Genomic DNA, 23901 nt, shown 5'->3' with positions numbered 1-23901 from the left:
GTTGCATCGGAGCCTGCCCGATTGCATCCGAGATGCTCTCAGCTTGTGCTCAGCGAACCCGCAGAGAATAAGTGCATGACCGGCCCCCGCATTTTGATCGTCGACGACGAACCGAACATCCGCGACCTCCTCACCACGAGCCTGCGATTCGCCGGGTTCGCGGTGCGCGCTGTCAGCAACGGCGCCCAGACCATCTCCGCCGTTCTCGAGGAGGAGCCCGACCTCATCATCCTCGACGTGATGCTGCCCGACATGAACGGCTTCGGCGTCACCAAGCGGCTGCGAGCGGCGGGCTACACCGCCCCCATCCTCTTCCTCACGGCGAAAGACGACACCGAAGACAAGATCACGGGTCTCACGGTCGGCGGCGACGACTACGTCACCAAGCCGTTCAGCCTCGACGAGATCGTGGCGCGCATCAAGGCGATCCTCCGTCGCACCATGCAGGCCGACGAGGATGCGATCATCCGTGCGGGCGAGCTGACGATGGACCAGGACACGCACGAGGTCTTCGTGGGTGACGCCGCCATCGAGCTCTCCCCCACCGAGTTCAAGTTGTTGCGTTACCTGATGCTCAACCCCAACCGCGTGCTGTCGAAGGCCCAGATCCTCGACCACGTCTGGGAATACGACTTCAACGGCGACGCCGGCATCGTGGAGAGCTACATCTCCTACCTGCGCCGCAAGCTCGACGCCCACACCGAGGAGTCGCTCATCCAGACCAAGCGCGGCTTCGGGTACATGCTGAAGGTGAGCAAGGCGTAGCCTTTCCGGAGCATGCTCAACGCCATCCTCAAGCAGTGGAACTCGATTTCGCTGCGCTCCAAGATCACCGGTGTGACGGTGTTGATGCTCACCTTCGGGCTCGTCGTGTCGGGCGTCGGCACCATGATCGTGCTGCGCACCTACCTCCTGCAGCAGGTGGACAGCCAGCTCGACGCGGCCAGTAAAGACCCGTCGCCCTTTCTCGGGCCGGATGCCACGACCGAGCAGTTCCGCATCGAAGACATCACCTCGGCTCCCACCGACTACTTCGTGGGGCTGCTCGACGCCTCCGGCAACCTGATCGTCTCGAACTGGGGCGAACGCGACGAGAACACGATGCCGAACGCGCAGGTGTCGCTCGACACCTCCAACCTGCTGGGCGGCAAGGTGTTCAGCGTCGACTCGATCGACCAGCGCACCGAGTGGCACGCGATCGCCACCACGGTCTATCTCTTCGGCGGCGACGGCTCGCTCGGCAATGTGGTGATCGCGAAGTCTCTGGCTGAGACCGAGAAGACCACGGCCACCTATCTGTCGATCTTCCTCGCCTTCGGCGTGGGTGTGGTCATCCTGGGCGCCATGCTGACGCGTCTGCTCGTGACGTCGACGTTCGGCCCGCTGCGCGAGGTGGAACGCACGGCCGCGGCCATCGCCGACGGCGGCGACTTCAGCCGCCGTATGTCGGATGCCATGCCCAACACCGAGGTCGGGCGGCTCAACCGGTCGCTCAACACGATGCTCTCGCGCATCGACTCGGCCTTCGCCGATCGAGCGAAGACCATCGATCAGATGCGCCGCTTCGTCGGCGACGCCTCGCACGAACTCCGCACCCCGTTGGTCTCGGTGCGCGGCTACGCCGAGCTCTATCGCATGGGCGCCCTCCAGACCCCCGAAGACGTGGCCCAGGCGATGGATCGCATCGAGAAGGAGGCGATCCGGATGGGCACGCTCGTCGAAGACCTCCTCGAGCTCGCCCGTCTCGACGAGACCCGCCCGCTGCAGCTCTCCCCGGTCGACCTCGTGCCGCTCACCCTCGATGCGGCGATGGATGCCCGCGCTGCGAGCCCGGGCCGCATCGTGTCGGCCCTCACGCCGGCGGGGCCGTCGCCGGTGTCGTTCGCGCCCGCGATCGAGGGACTTCCGCCGGCAGATCCGGATGCACCGGATGCGTCGCGCACGCCGTCCACCGCCACGCGTCCGATCAACTTCGCCAACGCGACACTCGCACGCCTGCGCCGCCGGCCGAAGCCCGTGACCGCACCGAACGGCCAGTCCGGCGGGGCCGCGGACTCCGCACCCGTGGCGCCCGCCGAGACCGCGCCCGTCGCGATCCCCGAGGTGCGGCCCATCGTGCTCGCCGAGGAGAACAAGATCCGTCAGGTGCTCACGAATCTGATCGGCAACGCCCTGCGCTTCACCGAGGCCGACAGTCCGATCGAACTGTCCCTGCAGGTCGACGAATCCCGGCGTGTGGCGACGATCGACGTGATCGATCATGGTGACGGCATCCCGCCGCAGATCCGCGAGAAGATCTTCCAGCGCTTCTACCGCGCCGACTCGTCGCGCACTCGGGAGACCGGCGGATCGGGCCTCGGGCTCGCCATCGTCTCGTCGATCGTCGCCGCCCACCACGGCACCGTCGAGGCGCTGGAGACCCCCGGTGGCGGTGCGACCTTCCGGGTCACCCTCCCCCTCATGCCGGTCGGTGCGGCACCCACGCCCCCGCCCACGAGGCCTCTCCCGGCCTGAGCCGGCGCTCATCCGCGGGTTTGTGCGTTTCCCGAGGTCGCGGTAACACCAAGACCCGCGGCTGGTGAACGCCGAGCGCACCATGCCCCACATCATCGAGCTCCTGCAAGCCGCGCACGCCGCCGCCCGTGCCCGCACCGAGAAGCGCCACCCTGACCCCGACCCGGCCATCACCGAGTCGCCAAGACACGCCGCAACGCCCTCGGGGGTTACGGCGTGTCTTGGCGACTCGGTGACAGAACGAGCGCGTTGCCCCGTACTTCTGTGAGGCGCCTCCACCCGGCACAATGTGGGCGCGAGGCCGCGGAGCGACCTCACGCCCACATCTCTCTTCGCGCCGCAGAAGCGGCGGCGCGAACAGCAAAACGCCCCCCGCCGAAGGCGGAGGGCGCTTTGCTGCAGCTAACTCAGAAGTCCATGCCACCCGTGGGGTCGCCCGCCGGAGCGGCGTTCTTCTCGGGCTTGTCGGCCACGACGACCTCGGTGGTCAGGAACAGACCGGCGATCGACGCTGCGTTCTGCAGAGCCGAGCGGGTGACCTTGGCCGGGTCGATGATGCCGGCGGCCAGAAGGTCGACGTACTCACCGGTCGCGGCGTTCAGGCCCCAGCCGTAGTCGAGGTCGCGCACCTTGGCGGCGACGACTCCCGGCTCCATGCCCGCGTTGAAGGCGATCTGCTTCAGCGGAGCCTCGATGGCCACCTTGACGATGTTCGCACCGGTCGCCTCGTCACCGACGAGCTCGAGGTTCGCGAACGCGGTCTTGCCGGCCTGGATGAGGGCGACGCCACCACCGGCGACGATGCCCTCTTCGACGGCAGCCTTGGCGTTGCGCACGGCGTCTTCGATGCGGTGCTTGCGCTCCTTCAGCTCGACCTCGGTCGCTGCACCGGCCTTGATGACCGCCACACCACCGGCGAGCTTCGCGAGGCGCTCCTGGAGCTTCTCGCGGTCGTAGTCGCTGTCGGTGTTCTCGATCTCGGCACGGATCTGAGCAACACGTCCGGCGATGGCCTCGCCGTCGCCGGCGCCCTCGACGATCGTGGTCTCATCCTTCGTGATGACGACCTTGCGGGCCTGACCGAGCAGGTCGAGAGTGACGTTCTCGAGCTTGAGACCGACCTCCTCGGAGATGACCTGGCCGCCGGTGAGGATCGCGATGTCCTGCAGCTGAGCCTTGCGACGGTCACCGAAGCCGGGGGCCTTGACGGCGACCGACTTGAAGATGCCGCGGATCTTGTTGACGACCAGAGTGGCCAGCGCTTCGCCATCGACGTCTTCCGCGATGATGAGCAGCTGCTTGCCGGTCTGGATGACCTTGTCGACGATCGGCAGCAGGTCCTTGATGTTCGAGACCTTGCTGTTCACGATCAGGATGTAGGGGTCTTCGAAGACCGCTTCCTGACGCTCCGGGTCGGTGACGAAGTAGGCCGACAGGTAACCCTTGTCGAAGCGCATGCCCTCGGTCAGCTCGAGCTCGGTGCCGAAGGTGTTCGACTCCTCGACGGTGACGACGCCTTCCTTGCCCACCTTGTCGATGGCCTCGGCGATGATGGCGCCGATCTCAGGGTCGGCGGCCGAGATGGAAGCGGTCGCAGCGATCTCTTCCTTGGTCTCGATCTCCTTGGCGTTCTTGATCAGCTCGGCCGAGACAGCCGCGACGGCCTTCTCGATGCCCTTCTTGAGGCTGATCGGGTCGGCGCCGGCGGCCACGTTGCGGAGGCCTTCCTTGACCAGGGCCTGAGCGAGCACGGTGGCGGTGGTGGTTCCGTCGCCCGCGACGTCGTCGGTCTTCTTGGCGACCTCCTTGACGAGCTCCGCGCCGATCTTCTCGTACGGGTCGTCGAGCTCGATCTCCTTGGCGATGGACACGCCGTCGTTGGTGATCGTGGGAGCGCCCCACTTCTTCTCGAGCACGACGTTGCGGCCGCGCGGGCCGAGCGTCACCTTGACGGCGTCGGCGAGGATGTTGAGGCCACGCTCGAGGCCACGACGGGCCTCTTCATCGAAAGCAATGATCTTTGCCATATGTGTTTCTCGTCCTCCCTGGACGTATTCAAAGATTCAGGTGTGTTAGCACTCAGTGTTCACGAGTGCTAAAGCAATACTGGCACTCGGAGGGTGGGAGTGCAAGTGAGCTCACGCCGCGGGAGGAACGACGGTGACGCTGCCTTGGTCGAGGGGAACGAGTTCCACCCAGGTGTTGCCCGGCGCGAGCCGAACCGTGGCGCCGAGGTCGTCGACGAGGCGGATCGGCGAGGTCGGAGCATCCTTCGACCAGGTCGCGTGCACCGTCTTTCCGCCGGTCGAAACCCACGCCTCGCCTGAAGCGACCATCACGGCGCGCGGCACCTCGGCGTCGTAATCGTAGACCTCGTCGACCCGCAGGGTGACCACGTTCGTCGCCGAAAGCTGTTGGCCCGACTCGCTGAGATCAGGCGACCCCTCCTGCAGGCGGAGGAATTTCGCGGAGGGCGCATCCCAGATCCAGCTGGGGAACCGCGCATCCGAGAACACCAGGTCGAGGGAGCCGGTCGGCGCACCGTCGATCGCCGCCGTCGACGACGGCACGTCGAAGGAGTACGCGAACTGCTGCCCCGGCACGGCCAGGTCGGGATGCTCGCCCACCAGTTCGGTCGCCTTGACCACCACGTCGTGCGGGCTGTCACGCCCGTCCATCCGGTAGAAGGTCGACTCGGTGTCGCTCTCGCCGTGGATCGCGCTGTAGACCGGGGCCGCGCGCATCATGTCGACGAACTGCTCCTGCCCGCCCGAGAAGGCGACGATGCCGCCGAACGACGACAGGATGTCGGGATCCATCGGCCGGATCGACCGCACCGGCCCGATCAGCTCGGGCACGTCGGTCTGCCAGATGGCGACGTAGCGGGTGATGCCGCCTTCGACCAGCTCCTCGAACACGATGTCGGTTCGATCGAGGCCGATCTGCGGCCGGGCGTCTTCGTGGTTGTCGATCTTCGCCGCCAGCGATGGACTCCTCAGCGAATCCGCCGCCACCAGAGTGCCGCGGAGGGGTGCCGGCACGGTGGGCGCGGGGGTGCGGTAGTCGGAGGAGTACGCGGCCGTCGGCGTCACCGTCGACGCCGGCGGGTTCGGCTGCGCCGAGCAGGCGGCGAGCCCCACCGTCGCGAGCAGCAGCGCGGCACCGGATGCCACGCGCGCGGCAGCTCTCCGGCGGTTCTTCACGCCCACAGACTAGTGCCGCCGGCGCTCACCACGAACGCACTCCGACGTGCGCCGCGGAACCTCGAAAAAGAATCAGGCAAGCCGAACGGACTCGGCCTGTGGCCCTTTGGATCCGGTGCCGACTTCGAAGACGACCTGCTGGCCCTCTTCGAGGACCTTGTAGCCCGCCATGTCGATCGCGGAGTAGTGGACGAAGACGTCCTGTCCGCCACCATCGACAGTGATGAAGCCGTAGCCCTTTTCAGCGTTGAACCACTTGACGGTTCCATTCGCCATTGTTACTCCCAAGTGCTGTGTTTCTGCAGAAGTGACACAATTGCCACCACCGATTCCACATCCTATTCGGGCAGATTCTTCGCACAATGGCTCGAGCGGCGAATTCCACAGATCGTGATCGCAACTCAACACGACTGAAACACGCGCGAAATATTGCGAGCCGAAAGCGGCCCTATTCGCCGGTGTCGGACTCCGTGCCCGTGTCGTCGGCCGGCGGGTCAGCAGGCACGTCGCCGGTTCCGGCATCCAGACCCGGGCCCGCGTAATCGGTGCCGACCACGACGGTGAGCGCCGCTCCCTGGAAGGTGGACGACTGCTCGGTGGCCGCGTTGCCGAGCAACTGGGCAAGACCGAGGGCAGCCGCTTCGTTGGCGGGGTCTTCGTAGTAGACGGTGGTGGTGGCGAAGTCGGTCGAGCTCGCGTTCGCCATGGTGCCGACGTTCCAGCCGGCGTCGATCGCGGCCTGACCGACGCGCCCGGCCAGACCGACGTTGTCGGTGCCGTTCAGCACGGTCACCGCCAGCGTGCCGTCGGTGATCGGCGTGATCGTGGGAGTAGGGGTGGGGGCATCGGATGGCGCGGCCGTGCTGGCGCCACCGCTCGAACCACCCGTGAACTGGATGTTGTTGTTGATGACCGCGAGATAGGTGACGCCGCCACCCACCAGCAGAGCGGTGGCGAGGGCCGCCCAGGCGACGATGATCCAGCCCCGGCCGCGCGGGCGGGGTCCGCGGTGGGCGCCCACGCGTTCGCGGTGGGCGGGCAGGCGGTCGAAGCTGTCCTCGGAGAAACGGGCCATGGTGGGGAGTGAGGTCCTAGTCGTCGCGCGACAGCAGTCGAGCGGAACGCGCGGCCATTCGCGCATCCCGCACCCGCTGAAGCCTCTTGATGAGCATCGGATCGTGCGCGAGAGCGGCCGGAGAGTCGATCAGCGCACCGAGAAGTTGATAGTACCGGGCCGAGGAGAGTCCGAACTCCTTGCGGATGGCCTGCTCTTTCGCACCGGCATGCTTCCACCACGCACGTTCGAAGCCGAGGATGCGGGCGTCGCGGTCGTTCAGCGGAGCGGGGACACCCGGCTGCGGCTGTTCGTCGGCGGCGGCCATCCTGCTCCCTTCTTTCCGTGCGCGGTGGATATTTTTCACATCATATTGGCGGCCACCTCAACGCCCGCCGATAGCGGCGGCGGGCCGCGCGATCGCCGGCCCGCGGTGCGAGGCCTGCTCAGTCGGCGTCGTCGTCGTTCCCGGGCCGGAACATCGAGATGTGCCGGATGCCCGCCTCCACGAACTCGTCGCCGTACGCGACGAAACCGAACCGGGCGTAAAGGGGCGCGATGTAGCTCTGCGAGTGCAGCAGCAGTGACTCCTCGCCGAATTCGTCGAGCACCTGCGTGATCAGCACCTGCGCCAAGCCCTGACCGCGGAATTCGGGATGCACGACCACCCGCCCGATGAGCCGACGCGCGTCTTCGTGCTGAGGCTCGGCATCCCTCAGCACCCGCAGGTAGGCGACCGTCTGCCCGCCCTCGACGATCCAGTAGTGGATGGTCTCGGGTTCGGCGTCACGCCAGTCGAGTTCTGACTCGTCGACCTTCTGCTCGACGAAGAAGACGTCGGTGCGGAGCTTGAGGAAGGCATAGAGCTCCGTGGTCGTCAGCTCGGTCCAGCGCTTCTGAACGGGGGAATGGGCAGCCACCTGCCAGAGTTTACTGGGATGATTGACGACTGATCGCCCGAATCCACTCACTGCAGGAGCACCATGACCTACGAGGTACAGAAGTCCGACGACGCCTGGCGCGACGAGCTGTCGAGCGAGGAATTCGCCGTGCTGCGCGAGGCGGCCACCGAGCGTCCCTGGACGGGCGAGCTGCTCGACGAGAACCGCGAGGGCGTCTACAAGTGCAAGGCCTGCGGCCAGGAGCTCTTCCGCAGCACCACCAAGTTCGACTCGCACTGCGGCTGGCCGAGCTTCTACGACCCCACCGGCTCCGAGGCCGTCGAACTCATCGAAGACCGCTCGCTCGGTATGGTGCGCACCGAGGTGCGCTGCTCGAACTGCGGATCGCATCTCGGGCACCTCTTCGATGACGCACCGCAGACGCCCACCGGCGACCGTTACTGCATGAACTCCATCTCGCTCAGCTTCGAAGCGGCCGAATAGGAGTGCCCGGCGTCAAGGAGGCCATGCTCGCCCGGCGTTCGTCGTCGAAGGTGACGGATGTCGCGCCCGGCCACGCCGACGTCGCCTCGTTCGTCGAGGCGGCCGGCCAGCTCGCCGACCACAGCGGTCTGAGGCCGTGGCGGGTCATCGAGATCCGCGGGGATGCCCGCGACATCCTGGGTGCCGCCCTCGCCAAGGCCGACGGCGCGCACGGGAAAGACGCCGAGAAGTTCCGCGCGAAAGCGCATCGCGCACCGCTGGTGCTGGCGGTGGTCGCCTCGTTCAAACCGAGCCACAAAGTGCCCCACTGGGAGCAGGAAGCCGTTGCCTCCGGGGTCGCCCACGGACTCTCGCTGCTCCTCGACGACGAGGGATGGGGCGTGTTCTGGCGTTCGGGCGAACTCACCCGCACGGCGCCCGTGCGAGCCGCCCATGGTCTCGGCAAGCACGAGGAGCTGCTCGGCTGGCTCTATGTCGGCGGCCTGCCGGATCGAGGCAAGAAAGAGCGCCCGAAGGGGCGCATCCGCGTCTCGGAGCACCTCTCCAGCCTCTGAGCCCCGCACGACCTCCGTTTCGGGAGGAGCTGCGGAGAACGACCCCCTCAGCGGCGGCTCGTTCGATGCTCCTCCTCCCGAAAACGCGTCGACTCAGAGGGCGGCGAGCCAGTCGGCGAAGGTCTGGGACGCACGCCGGGCCGTCGCGCCGGGCAGGAGGGTGCCGTCGCGCAAGGCGTGGCCCCACGGGCCCGGCAGGGGCACCTCCAGAACCGGGCGCTTCTGCCCCGTCGCCGCGAGGTAGCGCCTCACCATGTCGGCCATGTTCTCCTCCTGCGGCCCGCCGAGGTCGCGGTCGAGACCGCGCGGCTCGCCGAGCGCGATCTCGACCAGCACCTCCGCCACGTCGGCCGCCGCGACCGGCTGCGAGCGCATGGTGGGCACGACCTGCACCGGGCCCATCCGCCCCTGCTCCACCATCTGGGCGGCGAACTCGTGGAACTGGGTGGCACGCAGGATGCTCCAGCCTCCGCTCGATGCCATCACCAGGTCCTCCTGCAGCTTCTTGCCCGCGTAGTAGGCGGCGGGGGCCTCGACCGCGCCCACGATCGACAGGATGATGTGATGCGGAACCCCGGCCGCGCGCTCAGCGGCGAGCAGATTGCCGGTCACTGCGCCGAAGAACCTGGTCGACGTCGCCGACGACGTTGTGGCGACCGAAGTGACGTCGATCGTGGCGGCGCACCCGGCGAGCGCCGACACGAGGGCGGGCTGCGCATCCGTCGCCGTGAGGTCGTGGCCCGAGGAACGCGTGAGGGCGAAGGCGTCGTGTCCGGATGCGACGAGCGCCGCCACGACGCGCCTCCCGACGGCGCCGGTGCCACCGGCCACCGCGATCCTCATCGGGTGGCTTCTGAAACCGACGCGGCCGGAGCGGCGAGGGCGGCCGGAGCGGCTGACACCGGCGTCACGACCACGGGTCGCGCCGGAAGAGCGAGCAGCACGCCGAGCGCGAGGCTGATGCCGAGGCTCACGACGTTGCCCACGATGTCGATCGCCGACCCCTCGAGATGCAGCAGGTGATAGCCGTAATGGATCGCACCGAACACCGCCCAGCCGAGCCCCACCACGCGCCCCGGTGCCGCGGTGCGGGCGAGGATCGCGGCGATGCTCGCTGCGGTGAGGCCGAGGTAGAGTCCCCCGACATCGCGGATCAGGTGCTCGTTGAACGGTCCGTCAACCGAGACCCAGGCGAGGCCGAAACCGGGAAAGGCGTCGTAGAACGACCCGGGGAAGAAGGCTGCCCAGATGCCGACGTAGGCGCCGAGGATCGCCGTGGCGGCGAGCAGGATGCGTCGAGGTGTGCTGTTCATACCCCTCAAGACGAGGTGCACGCCATGAATGTGAGCCCCCAGGTCACATCCGAATGCCCGACCTCGTCTGGACAGGTGACTCCGTGCGACGGACGGGGCATGATGGGCGGTAGCAAGGGAGTGACGGATGAGCGGACCGGACGACCGCCCCACGGTCGACGCCGAGGTCATCGGTGAGCGCCGGCACCTGATGAGCCTGGCCTACCGGATGCTCGGCACGGTGACCGAGGCCGAAGACGCCGTTCAAGAGACCTACACGCGCTGGTACCGGATGTCGCAGCCGGAGCGTGACGCCATCGAGGCCCCGCGAGGCTGGCTCACCCGGGTGTGCGGCCGCATCTGCCTCGACGTGCTCGCCTCGGCGCGGGTGCGCCGCGAGCGCTACGTCGGCCCGTGGCTGCCAGAACCCGTGCCCTCGGACGCGTTCGCCGGCGCGCTCGGCAGCGGTGCGGCATCCGGATCGGAGGATCCCCTCGACCGGGTGACGCTCGACGACTCGGTCAGTACCGCCCTCCTCATCGTGCTCGAGGCGATGACGCCGGCCGAGCGGGTGAGCTTCGTGCTGCACGATGTGTTCGCGGTGCCGTTCGACGAGATCGCGGAGACCGTGGGGCGTTCGCCGGCGGCCGTTCGCAAGCTCGCAGCATCCGCTCGCCACCGGGTGGCGGCCAGCCGCGCTCGCCAGGTGACCCGGGCGCAGCACGACGAGGTGGTGCGGGCCTTCTCGGCGGCGAGCCGCACCGGCGACTTCTCGGCTCTCATCTCGGTGCTCGACCCCGACGTGGTGCTGCGCTCCGACGGAGGGGGCGTGGTCTCGGCCGCTCGCAAGCCCGTGCAGGGTGCCGACAACGTGGCCCGGTTCCTGTTCGGCCTGCTCACGAAACGGCCGGAACTCGAGGTCGTGGAGCAGGAGACGCCCGACGGCCTCGGCTTCGCCATCTGGGAGGAAGGCCGCATCGTGGGCGTCGTGACGCTGAACGTCGTCGAGGGTGTGGTGGCCGACGTGTGGATCGTCGTCAACCCCGACAAGCTCTCGCTCTGGAACTGACGCACCGGTCAGGGGGCGGGCGGTGGTGCCCTACGATTGACCGGTGACTGAACTGGATTCTGCTCCAGTCGACGAAGACTCCCCCTCAGCGCCCGCACGATCCGCCCCCCAGGATTCGGATGCCGGCCCCGCGCCCCTTCGCGATGTGGGCGTTCTGCGCCGTTGGCTGGCGATCGTGGCCCTCGCCCTAGGTGGCTTCGGCATCGGCGTGACCGAGTTCGTGACGATGGGGCTGCTTCCGAACATCGCCCAAGACCTGCTCCCCGGCACCTACGCGGTCGACCCGGCGTCGGCGAACGCCTCAGCCGGTTACCTGGTGTCGGCCTATGCCCTCGGGGTCGTTGTGGGCGCCCCCACCATCGCCGCCGCGGCAGCGCGCTGGCCTCGCAAGAGGCTGCTCGTGCTGCTCGTCTCCGTGTTCGTGGCCGGCAACCTGCTCTCGGCGATCCTGCCTTCCTTCGGGCTCGTGCTGGCAGCCCGCTTCTTGAGCGGCCTCCCTCACGGCGCCTACTTCGGCATCGCGTCGCTCGTCGCGGCCTCGCTGATGGGCCCGGGAAAACGGGCCCGCGGTGTCGCCTTCGTGCTCGGAGGTCTCGCCATCGCGAACGTGGTGGGTGTTCCGGCCGGCACCTTCCTCGGCCAGGAATTCGGTTGGCGCAGTGCCTATTTCCTGGTGACCGTCATCTTCGCGCTGACGCTGGTGGCCATCGTCGCTGCGGTGCCGTTCCAGCCGGGAGACCCGAGCGCCACCCTGCGTAACGAACTCAGCGCCTTCACCCGTCTGCAGGTCTGGCTCACCCTCATCCTCGCCTCCATCGGCTTCGGCGGCATCTTCGCGGTCTACACCTACATCGCGCCCGTGGTCACCGACGTGGCGGGCCTCTCGAGCGGCGTGGTGCCCTGGGTGCTCGTGGTCTTCGGCGTCGGCATGACGGCCGGCAACTTCACGAGCGGCTGGCTCGCCGACCGCTCCGTCTCGCGCACCCTCCTGATCAGCCTGAGCGCGCTCGGCGTCTCGGTGCTCGGGTTCGCCGTGTTCGCCAACACCACTCCGGGCCTCCTGATCTTCGTCTTCTTGATCGGCGCCTGTGCCGGCGCGTGCTCCCCCGCCATCCAGACCCGGCTGATGGATGTCTCGCACAACGCGCAGTCGATCGCCGCGGCGCTCAACCACTCCTCGCTCAACATCGGCAACAGCGTCGGCGCGTTCCTCGGCGGGCTCGCCATCGCGGCCGGGTTCGGCTACCTCTCGCCGGCCGTCGTCGGCGTCGGCCTGGCCGCCGTGGGCTTCTGCGTGCTGCTGCTCTCGCTCGGAATCGACCGGCGGAGGGCTCGCCCGGCTCGCTAGGGTGTGGGCATGCCCGTGCGCCCTGCCACCCTCGACGACCTCGACGCCATCGCCCCGCTCTTCGACGCCTACCGGGGTTTCTACGGCCTGCCGAGGGGCGCATCCGCCTCCGCCGCCGCCCGCTCGTATCTCGGCGAACGGATGAGCCGAGGCGAGTCGATCGTGCTGGTCGCCACCGTGGACGGCGCCGACGACGAGGGCGACGAGGGCGCCCCGCTCGCGGGCTTCACGCAGCTCTACCCCTCGTTCTGCTCACTCGAACTCGCGCCGATCCTGGTGCTCTACGACCTCTTCGTGCAGCCGGATGCGCGGGGCCGCGGAGTCGCTACCGCGCTGCTCGAGGCGGCCCGGCAGCTCGGCGCCGAGGCCGGTGCGGCCCGGCTCGAGCTCTCCACGGCGCACACGAACCTCACGGCGCAGCACCTCTACGAGTCGCGCGGCTGGCAGCCCGACGAGGAGTACCGCCACTACGAGCTGCCCCTGCGCTGACGCGCCTCGTCACACGGGCCGTGAACTGCGATTCTGCCGTTCTCCGGCAGGGCGGGACACAGGGGTGGGGCCGGCCACGGGACTCGAACCCGTAACCCCCGCTTTACAAGAGCGGTGCGCTACCAATTGCGCCAGGCCGGCTGGTGGAACACCTCATTCTAGCCACGGCCCGAGGGCCGACCGGATCAGCCGGCCGCGGTCGGCGTGGGCGTCGGTGTGGGCGTGGACGACTCGTCGCCCGAGACCTGCAGCACGAAGCTCGAGAAGGCATCCGCATCCGTCAGCGAACCGCTGTACTTCTGACCGTTGACCAGCACGGTCGGCGTACCGGTGACAGCCTTCTCGTCGGAGTTCGGCAGGGGGCCCTGCAGAGCTCGGGAGGTCGCATCCGCCACCCATCCCCTGAACTGAGTGTCGTCGATGCAGGTGTCGATGTCGCCCTGCGCCGTCACACCGGCCTGGCTCACGAGGTCTTTCAGGGTGTCGTCGTCGAGGCCCTCGGTCTGCTCGGCGGGCTGGTTCGAGAAGAGCAGCCCGTTGAACGCCCAGAACTGGTCGGGCGAGTAGTTCGCCACGCACGCGGCCGCGTTGGCGGACCGGGTGGAGTACTTCGAGCCGAGCGAGGAGCGGTCGAGGATGGAGAGCGGATGGATCTCGACGGTCGCGATCCCCGATTTGACCCAATCGCCGATCTGCGCGTTGTTGGTGCTCTCGAACTGGCCGCAGAACGGGCACATGTAGTCGACGTACATCCGGATGTCGACGACGCCCGACGATGTGTCGGGCGTGGTTGGCACGGGGTCTTCGCCCGCCGCCAGGGCGGGAGTGGTGACGGCCGTGAAGTCGGTGCCGATCGTGATGCCGTCGCTGGCCATGTTGAGCGGGCCGGGGCCGGCGGGCTTCAACGTCGACGTGATCACGAGCGTGATGCCCACGACGATGGCGATCACGACGACGCTCAGCGAGGAGATGAGGATGACCCGATTGCGGATGTCTTTCTTGCGCTGTTCCTCGCGGAGCTGCTTCGCCTTCTCGCGCGCAGCCTCGCGGCGCTGATTCTTCGAAAGACGCGAGTCGTCGGGTCCGCCATTGGTCATGCGTGAATGCTCCGTGTGTTCTGAGTTGCTCGTGTGCGCTGAGTTGAACGGTGGTCGCCTCGATCGGGCGGCATTCCCGATGGGACACAACTTCTCAATGATAGTAGGAAGGGAGTCTGGGAGATCGCCACAGGCTCGCTGAATGCACCGATGAATGCGCCGCCGCGTGGCGCTCCGGCCCATGCCATAATGTCCCCTGGGTCTTCAATGGGGCAGGCCCGTTAATCCATCACAACGGATCGTCCGGCACGTACCTGCCGGTGAAGGAGTAATGAACCATGGCATCAGTCACGTTCGACAAGGCATCCCGTGTCTACCCGGGGTCCACGCGAGCATCGGTCGACAAGCTCGACCTCGAGGTCGCCGACGGCGAATTCCTCGTGCTCGTCGGCCCGTCCGGTTGCGGAAAGTCGACCTCGCTCCGCATGCTGGCCGGCCTTGAAGAGGTCAACGAGGGCCGCATCCTGATCGGCGACCGCGACGTCACCGACATCCCGCCGAAAGACCGCGACATCGCGATGGTGTTCCAGAACTACGCGCTCTACCCGCACATGACCGTGGCCGAGAACATGGGCTTCGCGCTCAAGATCGCCGGCGTCAACAAAGACGAGCGCGCCGCCCGCGTTCTCGAGGCCGCGAAGCTGCTCGACCTCGAGCCCTACCTGGCCCGGAAGCCCAAGGCCCTCTCCGGTGGTCAGCGTCAGCGCGTGGCCATGGGCCGTGCGATCGTGCGCCAGCCGCAGGTGTTCCTCATGGATGAGCCGCTGTCGAACCTCGACGCCAAGCTCCGCGTGCAGACGCGCACCCAGATCGCGAGCCTGCAGCGTCGCCTCGGCGTCACGACGGTCTACGTCACCCACGACCAGACCGAGGCGCTCACCATGGGCGACCGCATCGCCGTGCTGAAGGACGGCCTGCTCCAGCAGGTCGGTTCGCCGCGCGATCTGTACGAGAAGCCGAACAACGTGTTCGTGGCCGGCTTCATCGGCTCCCCCGCGATGAACCTGTTCCACGCCGACCTGGCCGACAACGGTGTCAAGTTCGGCACCTCGATCGTGCCCGTCGACCGCGAAACCCTCGCCTCGACCTCCGGCACCAGCGCCACGATCGGCGTTCGCCCCGAAGACATCGTGCTCTCCTCCACCCCCGGTGAGGGCCTCGAGGTCACGGTCGACCTGATCGAAGAGCTCGGCGCCGACGGCTACCTCTACGGCCACTCCGACATCGACGGCAAGCGCACCGACATCGTCACCCGCGTCGACGGCCGCTCGCATCCCTTCGTCGGTGACAAGGTCTACCTCACCGCCGCCCCGAACCACGTGCACCTCTTCGACCTCGAGTCGGGCGAGCGCCTGGGCAACAAGGCAGTCGTCAGCTAGTCGCTACGCCTCCTCAACCGTTCTAGACTCTGCCGTGGCCCCTCGAAGGCCACGGCAGAGTCGTTTCCACACCACGATCGCCGCGATCAGCATCTGGACGTACCGATGAGCGCCTCCCTCAACATCACCTCAGCCACCGCCGACCCCGGTCTTCTTGACCTGCCCTGGAACGTGCCGCTCGACGAATGGCCCGACCGCTACATCGCGGCCCTCCCCAAAGGCATCTCGCGCCACCTCGTGCGCTTCGCCCACCTCTCCGGACACGTCATCGCCATCAAGGAGACGACGGACGAGATGGCCAAGCGCGAATACGACATGCTGCGCACCCTGCAGCGACTCGACGTGCCCTGCGTCGATCCGCTCGCCGTCATCACCAACCGAACGGATGACGCGGGTGAACCGCTCAACTCGGTGCTGGTGACCCGGCATCTGAAGTTCTCTCTGCCCTATCGGGCCCTGTTCTCGCAGCAGTTGCGGCCCGACACCGCAACGCGACTCGTCGACGCCCTCGCGGTGCTGCTCGTGCGGCTGCACGTCATCGGGTTCTTCTGGGGCGACGTGTCACTCTCGAACACCCTCTTCCGCCGCGACGCGGGTGCGTTCGCGGCCTACCTGGTCGATGCCGAGACCGGCCAGATCTACGACGGACTCTCGAACGGTCAGCGCGAGAACGATCTCGAGATCGCACGGGTGAACATCGCCGGCGAGCTCATGGATCTCGAGGCCGGCGGCCGCATCGACGAGGAGCTCGACCCGATCACCGTCTCGAACGGCATCGTTGCCGCTTATCGGTCGCTCTGGAAGGAACTCACGGGCTCCGAGTCGTTCAGCTCCTCGGAGCGCTGGCGCATCAACGAGCGGGTCGACCGCCTGAACGACCTCGGCTTCGACATCGAAGAGCTCGCCATCAAGACCACCGAAGGCGGCACGACCGTGCGCATCCAGCCGAAGGTGGTGGATGCGGGGCACCACCAGCGGCGCCTCCTGCGTCTCACCGGGCTCGACGCCCAGGAGAACCAGGCTCGACGACTGCTCAACGACCTGGACTCGTACACCGCGAAGTATGCCCGCAAGGGCTACGACGAGGAGATGGTGGCGCACGAGTGGCTGGCCAAGGTGTTCGAACCGGTGATCCGCGCCATCCCTCGCGATCTCCGCGGCAAGCTGGAGCCGGCTGAGGTCTTCCACCAACTGCTCGAGCACCGCTGGTTCATCAGCCAGGACCAGAACCGCGACGTGCCGCTGGCCGAGGCGCTCTCCTCCTACATCGACACGGTGCTGCGCCACCGCCGCGACGAGGCGACGGTCATCGATCCCCCCACGGGCACGTTCACCGTCCCCATCCCCACGCAGGACGGCGAGGCCGACTGGCGCCTCACCGTCTAACGCCCACAGGCGCTGACTACTGGGAGCGCTGGCGGGCGATCTCGTAGAGGGTGACCGACGCGGCGATGCCGGCGTTGAGCGACTCGGTGCCCGAAGAGATCGGGATCGAGACGACCGCGTCGCAGGTCTCCGTGACGAGACGGCTCAAGCCCTTACCCTCGTTGCCCACCACGACCACGATCGGGCCGTCGGCGAAGTCGAGGCCCGGGAGGCTCACGTCGCCGTCGCCGTCGAGACCGATCACGAAGACGCCGCGCGCCTTGAAGGCCTTAAGGGTCTGGGTGAGGTTCGACGCCATGGCGACGGGGGTGCGCGCGGCGGCGCCCGCTGAGGTCTTCCAAGCCGAGGCCGTCACACCCACCGAGCGTCGCTGGGGCACGATCACGCCATGTCCGCCGAACGCGGCGGTGGAGCGGATGATCGCCCCGAGGTTGCGCGGGTCGGTGATGCCGTCGAGCGCCACGAACAGCGGCGTCTTGTGCTTCGCCAGAACCTCGTCGAGCAGGGTCTCCGGATGCGCGTACTCATACGGCGGCACCTTCAGCGCCAGCCCCTGGTGCACCGAGTCGTGCCCGGAGAGCCGGTCGAGCTCAGGCCGCATGACCTCCATCACCGGGATGCCACGCTTGTTGGCCAGCGACAGCGCCTCCTTGACGCGCTCGTCCACCTCCACCCGGAACGCGACGTAGAGTGCGGTCGCCGGGATGTGCGCCCTCAGCGCCTCGACCACCGAGTTGCGGCCGGTGACGATCTCACTGTCGTCGGCCTTCTTCACACGGCGGGCCGGAGCGTTGCGCGGCGCATCCTGACCCTGTCCCCGGTCGTTCGACGAACGCCCGCCCGTACGGGCGCCCTTGCCGCCGCCGGCCGCTGCGAGACGCTCGCGCGCCGCCTTGGCCTTGCCGGCGGGGTGGTACGGGCGGTCCTCCGCCTTCGGGGTCGGCTTCTTGCCTTCGAGCGCCTGGCGGCCCTGGCCGCCCGATCCGACGGCCTTGCTGCCCTTGGTGCCCCTGCGTACGGCGCCGGCCCTCGAGGGGCGGCCCGTTCCTGATTTAGCCATCGAGACTCCAGTGCGCGCCGTTCGGCGTGTCTTCAATTGATATTCCGGCTTGTCCGAGTTCGTCTCGGATGCGGTCCGCGGTTGCGAAATCGCGGTTCGTGCGCGCCGTCTCTCGATCGGCGATGAGGCTTTCGACCAGCGTACCCAGTGCCCGCTCGGCGACGGCATCCCCGCCCGTCGCCCATTCGGGCGAGAGCGGGTTGATCCCGAGCACCTCCGTCATCGCGAGCACCTGGCCGAGCAGCGCTGCCGTCTCGGCGAAGTCCTCGTCGTCGAGTGCGGCATTGCCGCGGCGCACCGTCTCGTGGATGACGGCGATCGCCTGCGGAACGCTCAGGTCGTCATCCATCGCCTCCCGGAATTCGGCGGGGATGACGAGCTCGGAGGTTCCCGCGAAGCGTGTGCCGGCCAGTCGCCGCTCGGCGCGCTCGAGGAAGCCCTCGATGCGCGACACCGCGGCCTCGGCCTCGGCAATCGCTCCGTCGTGGAACTCGAGCGTGGAACGGTAGTGCGCCGCCCCGAGGTAGTAGCGCAGCACGACCGGGCGAGCCGATTCGATGAGCTCGGAGGCGAAGATCGAGTTGCCGAGCGACTTCGACATCTTCTGGCCCGTGATGGCGACGAGACCGTTGTGAATCCAGAGGTTCGCGAACGGGTCGCCGGCCGCGTGCGACTGCGCCTCCTCGTTCTCGTGGTGCGGGAAACGCAGGTCGAGGCCGCCTCCGTGGATGTCGAACTGGGCGCCGAGGTACTTGGTCGACATCGCCGAGCACTCCAGATGCCAGCCCGGCCGGCCACGGCCCCACGGGCTCACCCAGGCGGCCGTCTCGGGCTCGCCTACCTTGTGACCCTTCCAGAGTGCGAAATCGCGCACATCCTTCTTGCCACGCGAGTCGGAGTCGGCGGCCGGCGCCATGTCGTCGAGCTTCTGATGCGTCAACTCACCGTAGCCGGGCCAGCTGCCGGTGTCGAAGTAGACGTCACCGGTGCCGTCGTCGGGAGCGTAGGCGTGCCCCGCATCGATGAGACGCTGAATGATCGCCTGCATCTCGGGGATGCTCGCCGTCGCGCGCGGCTCGTAGGTCGGGGGCAGCACCCCGATCGCGTTGTAGGCCGCGGTGAACTCGAGCTCGATGCGGTAGGCCAGGGCCCACCACTCCTCCGGGCTGCCGGCCGCCGCGCTCTCAGCCGCGTTGATGAGGATCTTGTCGTCGATGTCGGTGACGTTGCGCACGAAGGTGACGGCGTAGCCGCTGTAGGAGAGCCAGCGGCGCAGCTGGTCGTAGACCAGGGCCGAACGGAGGTGACCGATGTGCGGCGACGACTGAACGGTGGGGCCGCAGACGTAGATCCCGACCTGGCCCGGAACGAGCGGGGTGAAGTCGGTGAGCGCGCGGGCCTTCGAGTCGTAGAGGTGCAGAGTCACTGGGTTAGTTTACCGGGCGGCCGGGGCTTCGCTCGGGCTGCCCGGGTCGCGCCGGTCCTTGCCCGGCGCTCCGCGACATGTTCGCGTGCGGTCGGAGGGCCCGGCCTGCGGTCGGGCCCTCCGGCCACGCGCTCACCCTGGGTTGCCTGGGAGCGGCCTGTTGCGTTCGCTCTCGCGGGCCACGTGTTGGGAAACGCAAGCGTGACGGTGACCGCGCGCTACGCGGGCTCGGTGGGGGCCAGGGTTGCGGGTCTCTAGCCCACTACCAGGCAGGTTGCGATTGCCGTCAAGCCCTCAGCGCGGCCGGCGAAACCCAGGCCGTCGGTGGTGGTGGCCGAGACGCTGACGGGAGCGCCGAGGATCGACGTGAGCAGCGCATCCGCCTCCGCCTTGCGGGGGGAGAAGCGGGGGCGGTTGCCGATGAGCTGCACCGAGACGTTGCCGATCGTGAAGCCCGCTTGCTCGAGGAGGTCGCGGGTACGACGCAGGAAGACCTCGCCGTGGGCACCGGCCAAGGCGGGGTCGGAGGTGCCGAAACGGCTGCCGAGATCGCCGAGACCGGATGCGCCGAGCAGTGCATCGCAGATCGCGTGCGCCACGACGTCGCCGTCGCTGTGCCCCGCAAGACCTCGCTCACCGGGCCAGTGCAGACCGGCGACCCAGAGCTCGGCCGGCGCATCGTCGGAGGCGTATGCGTGTGCATCCACTCCGATGCCCGTACGCCAGTGAGGAGCCGAAGCGCGGGCACCCGGCGCGGCGAGCTCCTCGGCTCGCTCCAGATCGTGCGGGTTGGTGATCTTGAACGAGCGCTCGTCGCCGGGCACCACGTGCACCGGGTGCCCGAGTTGCTGCACGAGCTCCGCGTCGTCGGTCACGTCTTCGCCCGCCCGGGCATAGGCCTCGGCCAGAAGCGCTCGGGGAAAGCCCTGCGGTGTCTGCACGGCGGTGAGACGGGAGCGGTCGATCGTCTGCTGCACCACGCCGTCGGCATCGCGCCCCTTGATGGTGTCGGTGACGGGTAGCCCGGGGATGACACCGATCGCACCCGCTCCCGACCGAACGGCCGCGATCACACGTTCGAACACGTCGACCGGAGTGAAGGCGCGCGCCGCATCGTGCACGAGAACGAGATCGACGGCATCCGAGAGCACCTCGAGACCGGCAGCCACCGACTGCTGCCGGGTGGCGCCGCCCGCGACGACCACGTGAGGGGTATCTGACAAATGGGTTGAGGTGGCCCCCACCAAGTCGGCGGGCACGACCACCACCAGTTCAACCGGTTCGGATATGCGCCGAATGGAATCTATCGACCGCGACAGGATGCTGCGACCGCCGACCTCGACGAACGCCTTCGGCACGTTGCGGCCGAGACGGGTGCCTGAACCGGCCGCGACGACGATGATGCCGACCGAAGGGCGCTCAGTCGGCACAGCCGAGGCTCGGTGCTCCACGGCGGGATCGGGAAGGCTAGGAGGCCAGAACCTCGTCGAGCACCAGCGAGGCCTTTTCCTCGTCGGTCTTCTCGGCGAGAGCGAGCTCGGAGATCAGGATCTGACGGGCCTTCGCGAGCATCCGCTTCTCACCCGCGGAGAGACCGCGGTCTTGGTCGCGGCGCCACAGGTCGCGCACGACCTCGCTCACCTTGATGACGTCGCCCGACGCCAGCTTCTCGAGGTTCGCCTTGTAGCGGCGGGACCAGTTGGTGGGCTCCTCGGTGAAGGGAGCGCGCAGCACTTCGAAAACCTTGTCGAGGCCCTCGCGGCCGATGACATCGCGCACGCCGACCAGGTCGACGTTGTCGGCAGGCACCTCGATGGTCAGATCACCCTGCGTCACACGGAGTTTGAGGTAGATTTTCTCTTCGCCTTTGATGACCCGAGTCTTCACCTCGGAAATCGTCGCGGCTCCGTGGTGGGGGTAAACGACTGTTTCGCCAACCTCAAAAAGCATGAATGGATGTCCTTCCGTGGCTACCAGGATACCACAGGGGGTATGTAGTTAGGGTGTCCTAACCATCCCGTCGCGGCCCGCTCGTTGTAAGCTCGAGTCAAAGCGTTTACGACTCTGGAGGGTCTTGTGAGAGCTCGGTTCGCGGCATCCGTTCTGGTGGGCGCACTGGTCGCATTCGGTACTGCAGGATGTGCCTTCATCACACCGCAGGCGACGAAGAACATCGTCGAGACCTCCGACGGCGTCAACGCGACGATCGGTCAGGTGGCCGTGCGCAACGCGACCTTGATCAGCGAGGACGGCTCGCTCGCCAGCATGCTCGTGTCGTTCGTCAACACGGCCGACGCCAGCCAGAAGGTCACCGTGCAGTACGAAGACGGCGCCACCGGTGAGCGGGTCAGCGAGCAGATCACCGTGGCCGGCGAAGGCGCCATCACGAGCTTCGGCGGCGAAGACGGCGAGCAGATCCTGCTGAACAACGTCACGAAGCCCGGCAGTCTGTTCCCGGTCTTCTTCCAGTACGGCGACGTCGAGGGCAAGCAGGTGCTCGTCCCGGTGCTGAACACCAGCCTCCCCGAGTACTCCGGCCTGGCCCCCACCCCGACACCCACGCCGACCCCGACTCCCACGCAGACCCCGCCGCCGCTGGTCGACACCCCGGTGGAGACCCCGGCTCCCACGGACACCCCGGAGGGCTAACCAGCCCCCAACTCGCGCCCATCTCCTCTCCCCATCCCCAAGGGATCCGGAACGAGACACAACGCAACAGGCCTTTATCGACGCCCCAGGGTGACGGCGAGGCCGCGAAGCGACCTCACCGGAACATGTCGCGGAGCGCCGGGCAAGGACCGGCGCGACCCTCGGAGGCCGCGCGAAGCACGGCCCCCGAGGCAACTAGCACAGCGTAGAAGGCGTCAGCCTTCGAAGCGGTAACCGAGCCCCCGCACCGTCACCAGCAGCGTCGGCTCCGAAGGGAGCTTCTCGATCTTCGAGCGGATGCGCTTGATGTGCACGTCGAGCGTCTTGGTGTCGCCGAAGTAGTCCGATCCCCAGACCCGGTCGATCAGTTGACCACGGGTGAGCACGCGGCCGGCGTTGCGCAGCAGCAGCTCGAGCAGCTCGAATTCCTTCAGAGGCATGGCCACCTCTTTGCCGTTCACCGCAACGGTGTGGCGCTCGACATCCATCGACACCGGCCCCGCCTTGAGCAGCGGCTCGGCGGCATCCAACACCTCGAGCTGACGCCGCAGAACGGCCCGGATGCGCGCGAGCAGTTCCCGCGTGGAGTACGGCTTCGTGACGTAGTCGTCGGCGCCGAGCTCGAGGCCCACCACGATGTCGATCTCGCTGTCCTTGGCCGTGAGCATGATGATCGGCACCGACGAACGCGTGCGGATCTCACGGCATACCTCGGTGCCGGGGATGCCCGGGATCATGAGGTCGAGCAGGATGATGTCCACTCCACCACGATCGAACTCGCTGATGGCGCTCGGGCCGTCAGGCGCCACGGTCACGCCGTAGCCTTCCCGGCGCAGCAGGTAGCTGAGCGGTTCGCTCAGCGCGGCTTCGTCCTCGACCAGAAGGATATGGGTCATCGTTTCTCTCCTTGTGAAACTGCCGAAGCAGGTGGTGCCTCCGGTAGCCGGATGGTGAACGTCGAGCCCTGGCCGATGTGCGACCAGGCCCGGATGTCTCCACCGTGGTTCTGCACGACGTGCTTCACGATGCTGAGCCCGAGGCCCGTTCCGCCCGTGTTACGCGATCGCGCCTGATCGACGCGGAAGAACCGCTCGAACACGCGTGGCAGGTCTTCGTCGGGGATGCCGATCCCCTGGTCGGTCACCACGAGCTCCACGACGCCTTCGTCGTGGTGCACACCGATGCCGACGCGCGATCCGTCGGGCGAATACTGCACCGCGTTCGCGATCAGGTTGTTGATGGCCAGGGCGAGCAGCGCTTCGTCGCCCATGACGTGCACATGCTTCGCTCCGCCCACCGCGAGGGTCATGCCCCGCGCATCCGCGACCACGTGGTTCTGGTCGACGGCGGACGCGACCACCTCGTCGAGGTCGATGCGTACGGCCGAGGCGAGCACGTCGGTGGACTGCAGTCGGGAGAGCTCGATGATCTCGCGCGTGATCTGCGAGAGCCGGGTGGCCTCGGTGCCCATCCGCTTCGCGAAGCGTCGCACCTGTTCCGGGTCGTCGGATGCCGGATCGAGCGCCTCGGCCAGCAGCGCGATGGCGCCGATCGGGGTCTTCAACTCGTGGCTGATGTTCGCGATGAAGTCGCGACGCACTTCCTCGAGCCGGTAGGCGTCGGTGCGGTCTTCGGCCAGCACGAGAACGTAGCGGCTGCCGAGCCGGGCTGCCTGCACGTCGAGATGGATGCTGGCCTCACCGAACGGCCCACGGGCGAGCGTGACCTCTTCGCTCACCGAGTCGCCGTCGCGGCGCACCCGTCCGACGATCTCAAGGATCTCCTCGTGCACCAGCAGCTGATTCACCACGAGGCCGTAGGTGTAGGCCTTCGCCGAGGCCTTCACCACATTGTTCGACGGATCGAGCACGAGGCCGGCGGAGTCGAGGGCGTCGATCACCTGATCCACCCCATCCGGCACCGCGGACGAGACGACGGTGACCGCGTTGTTTCCCCGCCGTTCAGCCATGTGGAGCAAGAGGACGAATCCCGCTCC

General features: G+C 67.7%; 25 protein-coding genes and 1 tRNA gene. 10 read left to right on the top strand and 16 right to left on the bottom strand.

The window, feature by feature from the left end:
* Positions 1–75: 75 nt before the first annotated feature.
* Positions 76–765 (top strand): response regulator transcription factor, encoded by a 690-nt coding sequence (locus N1027_RS09415; RefSeq protein WP_022897448.1) that lies wholly within the window; start codon positions 76–78, stop codon positions 763–765.
* A 12-nt stretch (positions 766–777) separates the two neighbouring features.
* Positions 778–2514 (top strand): sensor histidine kinase, encoded by a 1737-nt coding sequence (locus N1027_RS09410; protein WP_259507187.1) that lies wholly within the window; start codon positions 778–780, stop codon positions 2512–2514.
* A gap of 407 nt (positions 2515–2921) precedes the next feature.
* Here the strand turns inward: N1027_RS09410 and groL are convergent, their stop codons facing one another.
* From groL to N1027_RS09380, 6 genes are all read right to left on the bottom strand, one after another.
* Positions 2922–4541: a chaperonin GroEL gene (gene groL, locus N1027_RS09405; protein ID WP_259507185.1), complete on the bottom strand. Its 1620-nt coding sequence runs from the start codon at positions 4539–4541 to the stop codon at positions 2922–2924.
* A gap of 111 nt (positions 4542–4652) precedes the next feature.
* The gene (locus N1027_RS09400) at positions 4653–5717 is read right to left on the bottom strand and encodes a DUF3048 domain-containing protein (protein WP_259507184.1); all 1065 of its coding nucleotides are present in this window, start codon (positions 5715–5717) and stop codon (positions 4653–4655) included.
* Positions 5718–5789: 72 nt separating this feature from the next.
* Positions 5790–5993: a cold-shock protein gene (locus tag N1027_RS09395; protein WP_171703748.1), complete on the bottom strand. Its 204-nt coding sequence runs from the start codon at positions 5991–5993 to the stop codon at positions 5790–5792.
* A gap of 172 nt (positions 5994–6165) precedes the next feature.
* On the bottom strand, positions 6166–6792 hold the full coding sequence (locus N1027_RS09390; RefSeq protein ID WP_259507182.1) for a LytR C-terminal domain-containing protein: 627 nt from the start codon (positions 6790–6792) through the stop codon (positions 6166–6168).
* A gap of 16 nt (positions 6793–6808) precedes the next feature.
* Positions 6809–7099: a DUF3263 domain-containing protein gene (locus N1027_RS09385; RefSeq protein WP_259507181.1), complete on the bottom strand. Its 291-nt coding sequence runs from the start codon at positions 7097–7099 to the stop codon at positions 6809–6811.
* Positions 7100–7217: 118 nt separating this feature from the next.
* Positions 7218–7691: a GNAT family N-acetyltransferase gene (locus tag N1027_RS09380; protein ID WP_259507179.1), complete on the bottom strand. Its 474-nt coding sequence runs from the start codon at positions 7689–7691 to the stop codon at positions 7218–7220.
* 63 nt (positions 7692–7754) lie between these two features.
* Here N1027_RS09380 and msrB point away from each other — a divergent pair, with 63 nt between their 5' ends.
* Complete coding sequence (gene msrB, locus N1027_RS09375; protein ID WP_259507177.1) at positions 7755–8156, top strand: peptide-methionine (R)-S-oxide reductase MsrB; 402 nt, start codon at positions 7755–7757, stop codon at positions 8154–8156.
* A 23-nt stretch (positions 8157–8179) separates the two neighbouring features.
* Positions 8180–8710, top strand: coding sequence for a nitroreductase family protein (locus N1027_RS09370; protein ID WP_259507175.1), 531 nt, complete (start codon positions 8180–8182; stop codon positions 8708–8710).
* A 93-nt stretch (positions 8711–8803) separates the two neighbouring features.
* Here the strand turns inward: N1027_RS09370 and N1027_RS09365 are convergent, their stop codons facing one another.
* Both N1027_RS09365 and N1027_RS09360 read right to left on the bottom strand, forming a co-directional pair.
* Positions 8804–9553 carry an SDR family oxidoreductase gene (locus N1027_RS09365; RefSeq protein WP_259507173.1) on the bottom strand — a complete coding sequence of 250 codons (750 nt, stop codon included), beginning with the start codon at positions 9551–9553 and terminating at the stop codon, positions 8804–8806.
* Positions 9550–10023 (bottom strand): hypothetical protein, encoded by a 474-nt coding sequence (locus N1027_RS09360; protein ID WP_259507171.1) that lies wholly within the window; start codon positions 10021–10023, stop codon positions 9550–9552. The genes N1027_RS09365 and N1027_RS09360 overlap by 4 nt, the downstream gene beginning before the upstream one ends.
* 127 nt (positions 10024–10150) lie before the next feature.
* Between N1027_RS09360 and sigJ the strand changes: the two genes are divergently transcribed.
* From sigJ to N1027_RS09345, 3 genes are all read left to right on the top strand, one after another.
* The gene (sigJ, locus tag N1027_RS09355; protein ID WP_259507169.1) at positions 10151–11071 is read left to right on the top strand and encodes an RNA polymerase sigma factor SigJ; all 921 of its coding nucleotides are present in this window, start codon (positions 10151–10153) and stop codon (positions 11069–11071) included.
* A gap of 145 nt (positions 11072–11216) precedes the next feature.
* On the top strand, positions 11217–12419 hold the full coding sequence (locus N1027_RS09350; protein ID WP_259507955.1) for an MFS transporter: 1203 nt from the start codon (positions 11217–11219) through the stop codon (positions 12417–12419).
* Between the two features lie 9 nt (positions 12420–12428).
* Complete coding sequence (locus N1027_RS09345) at positions 12429–12908, top strand: GNAT family N-acetyltransferase (protein WP_259507167.1); 480 nt, start codon at positions 12429–12431, stop codon at positions 12906–12908.
* A 65-nt stretch (positions 12909–12973) separates the two neighbouring features.
* On the opposite strand, the gene N1027_RS09340 is transcribed toward N1027_RS09345, so the two are convergent.
* Together N1027_RS09340 and N1027_RS09335 are read right to left on the bottom strand one after the other, a co-directional pair.
* Positions 12974–13049 (bottom strand) — tRNA-Thr (locus N1027_RS09340).
* Between the two features lie 44 nt (positions 13050–13093).
* Complete coding sequence (locus tag N1027_RS09335; protein WP_259507165.1) at positions 13094–14005, bottom strand: DsbA family protein; 912 nt, start codon at positions 14003–14005, stop codon at positions 13094–13096.
* A gap of 278 nt (positions 14006–14283) precedes the next feature.
* Here N1027_RS09335 and N1027_RS09330 point away from each other — a divergent pair, with 278 nt between their 5' ends.
* Together N1027_RS09330 and N1027_RS09325 are read left to right on the top strand one after the other, a co-directional pair.
* Positions 14284–15384, top strand: a complete 1101-nt coding sequence (locus N1027_RS09330; RefSeq protein WP_259507163.1) for an ABC transporter ATP-binding protein — start codon at positions 14284–14286, stop codon at positions 15382–15384.
* Positions 15385–15489: 105 nt separating this feature from the next.
* Positions 15490–16770: a DUF4032 domain-containing protein gene (locus tag N1027_RS09325; protein WP_259507161.1), complete on the top strand. Its 1281-nt coding sequence runs from the start codon at positions 15490–15492 to the stop codon at positions 16768–16770.
* A 16-nt stretch (positions 16771–16786) separates the two neighbouring features.
* Here the strand turns inward: N1027_RS09325 and rlmB are convergent, their stop codons facing one another.
* From rlmB to N1027_RS09305, 4 genes are all read right to left on the bottom strand, one after another.
* Positions 16787–17830 (bottom strand): 23S rRNA (guanosine(2251)-2'-O)-methyltransferase RlmB, encoded by a 1044-nt coding sequence (rlmB, locus tag N1027_RS09320; protein ID WP_259507159.1) that lies wholly within the window; start codon positions 17828–17830, stop codon positions 16787–16789.
* Positions 17823–19256, bottom strand: coding sequence for a cysteine--tRNA ligase (cysS, locus tag N1027_RS09315; RefSeq protein WP_259507157.1), 1434 nt, complete (start codon positions 19254–19256; stop codon positions 17823–17825). The genes rlmB and cysS overlap by 8 nt, the downstream gene beginning before the upstream one ends.
* 254 nt (positions 19257–19510) lie before the next feature.
* Positions 19511–20686 (bottom strand): 2-C-methyl-D-erythritol 4-phosphate cytidylyltransferase, encoded by a 1176-nt coding sequence (ispD, locus tag N1027_RS09310; protein ID WP_259507155.1) that lies wholly within the window; start codon positions 20684–20686, stop codon positions 19511–19513.
* Positions 20687–20723: 37 nt separating this feature from the next.
* Entirely contained in the window at positions 20724–21206 is a 483-nt protein-coding gene (locus N1027_RS09305; protein WP_066040922.1) for a CarD family transcriptional regulator, read from the bottom strand.
* Positions 21207–21332: 126 nt separating this feature from the next.
* Here N1027_RS09305 and N1027_RS09300 point away from each other — a divergent pair, with 126 nt between their 5' ends.
* Positions 21333–21905 carry a hypothetical protein gene (locus N1027_RS09300; RefSeq protein WP_259507154.1) on the top strand — a complete coding sequence of 191 codons (573 nt, stop codon included), beginning with the start codon at positions 21333–21335 and terminating at the stop codon, positions 21903–21905.
* Positions 21906–22120: 215 nt separating this feature from the next.
* Here the strand turns inward: N1027_RS09300 and N1027_RS09295 are convergent, their stop codons facing one another.
* Entirely contained in the window at positions 22121–22801 is a 681-nt protein-coding gene (locus tag N1027_RS09295; RefSeq protein ID WP_259507152.1) for a winged helix-turn-helix domain-containing protein, read from the bottom strand.
* The gene (locus tag N1027_RS09290; RefSeq protein ID WP_308199790.1) at positions 22798–23874 is read right to left on the bottom strand and encodes a sensor histidine kinase; all 1077 of its coding nucleotides are present in this window, start codon (positions 23872–23874) and stop codon (positions 22798–22800) included. Before N1027_RS09290 ends, N1027_RS09295 begins: the two co-directional genes overlap by 4 nt.
* Positions 23875–23901: the final 27 nt, after the last annotated feature.

It is taken from the genome of Herbiconiux aconitum (assembly GCF_024979235.1).
GTDB lineage: Bacteria > Actinomycetota > Actinomycetes > Actinomycetales > Microbacteriaceae > Herbiconiux > Herbiconiux aconitum.
This window is presented reverse-complemented; position numbering and strand designations above follow the sequence as displayed.

Bases quoted from the DNA above. Each gene is read 5' to 3' on its own strand.
- N1027_RS09330 (WP_259507163.1), top strand. From the start codon at position 14,284: ATGGCATCAGTCACGTTCGACAAGGCATCCCGTGTCTACCCGGGGTCC.
- N1027_RS09395 (WP_171703748.1), bottom strand. From the start codon at position 5,993: ATGGCGAATGGAACCGTCAAGTGGTTCAACGCTGAAAAGGGCTACGGC.
- N1027_RS09360 (WP_259507171.1), bottom strand. From the start codon at position 10,023: ATGAACAGCACACCTCGACGCATCCTGCTCGCCGCCACGGCGATCCTC.
- N1027_RS09370 (WP_259507175.1), top strand. From the start codon at position 8,180: ATGCTCGCCCGGCGTTCGTCGTCGAAGGTGACGGATGTCGCGCCCGGC.
- sigJ (WP_259507169.1), top strand. From the start codon at position 10,151: ATGAGCGGACCGGACGACCGCCCCACGGTCGACGCCGAGGTCATCGGT.
- msrB (WP_259507177.1), top strand. From the start codon at position 7,755: ATGACCTACGAGGTACAGAAGTCCGACGACGCCTGGCGCGACGAGCTG.
- N1027_RS09345 (WP_259507167.1), top strand. From the start codon at position 12,429: ATGCCCGTGCGCCCTGCCACCCTCGACGACCTCGACGCCATCGCCCCG.
- N1027_RS09385 (WP_259507181.1), bottom strand. From the start codon at position 7,099: ATGGCCGCCGCCGACGAACAGCCGCAGCCGGGTGTCCCCGCTCCGCTG.
- N1027_RS09390 (WP_259507182.1), bottom strand. From the start codon at position 6,792: ATGGCCCGTTTCTCCGAGGACAGCTTCGACCGCCTGCCCGCCCACCGC.
- N1027_RS09295 (WP_259507152.1), bottom strand. From the start codon at position 22,801: ATGACCCATATCCTTCTGGTCGAGGACGAAGCCGCGCTGAGCGAACCG.
- rlmB (WP_259507159.1), bottom strand. From the start codon at position 17,830: ATGGCTAAATCAGGAACGGGCCGCCCCTCGAGGGCCGGCGCCGTACGC.
- groL (WP_259507185.1), bottom strand. From the start codon at position 4,541: ATGGCAAAGATCATTGCTTTCGATGAAGAGGCCCGTCGTGGCCTCGAG.
- N1027_RS09325 (WP_259507161.1), top strand. From the start codon at position 15,490: ATGAGCGCCTCCCTCAACATCACCTCAGCCACCGCCGACCCCGGTCTT.
- N1027_RS09290 (WP_308199790.1), bottom strand. From the start codon at position 23,874: ATGGCTGAACGGCGGGGAAACAACGCGGTCACCGTCGTCTCGTCCGCG.
- N1027_RS09410 (WP_259507187.1), top strand. From the start codon at position 778: ATGCTCAACGCCATCCTCAAGCAGTGGAACTCGATTTCGCTGCGCTCC.
- N1027_RS09415 (WP_022897448.1), top strand. From the start codon at position 76: ATGACCGGCCCCCGCATTTTGATCGTCGACGACGAACCGAACATCCGC.
- N1027_RS09335 (WP_259507165.1), bottom strand. From the start codon at position 14,005: ATGACCAATGGCGGACCCGACGACTCGCGTCTTTCGAAGAATCAGCGC.
- N1027_RS09305 (WP_066040922.1), bottom strand. From the start codon at position 21,206: ATGCTTTTTGAGGTTGGCGAAACAGTCGTTTACCCCCACCACGGAGCC.
- N1027_RS09365 (WP_259507173.1), bottom strand. From the start codon at position 9,553: ATGAGGATCGCGGTGGCCGGTGGCACCGGCGCCGTCGGGAGGCGCGTC.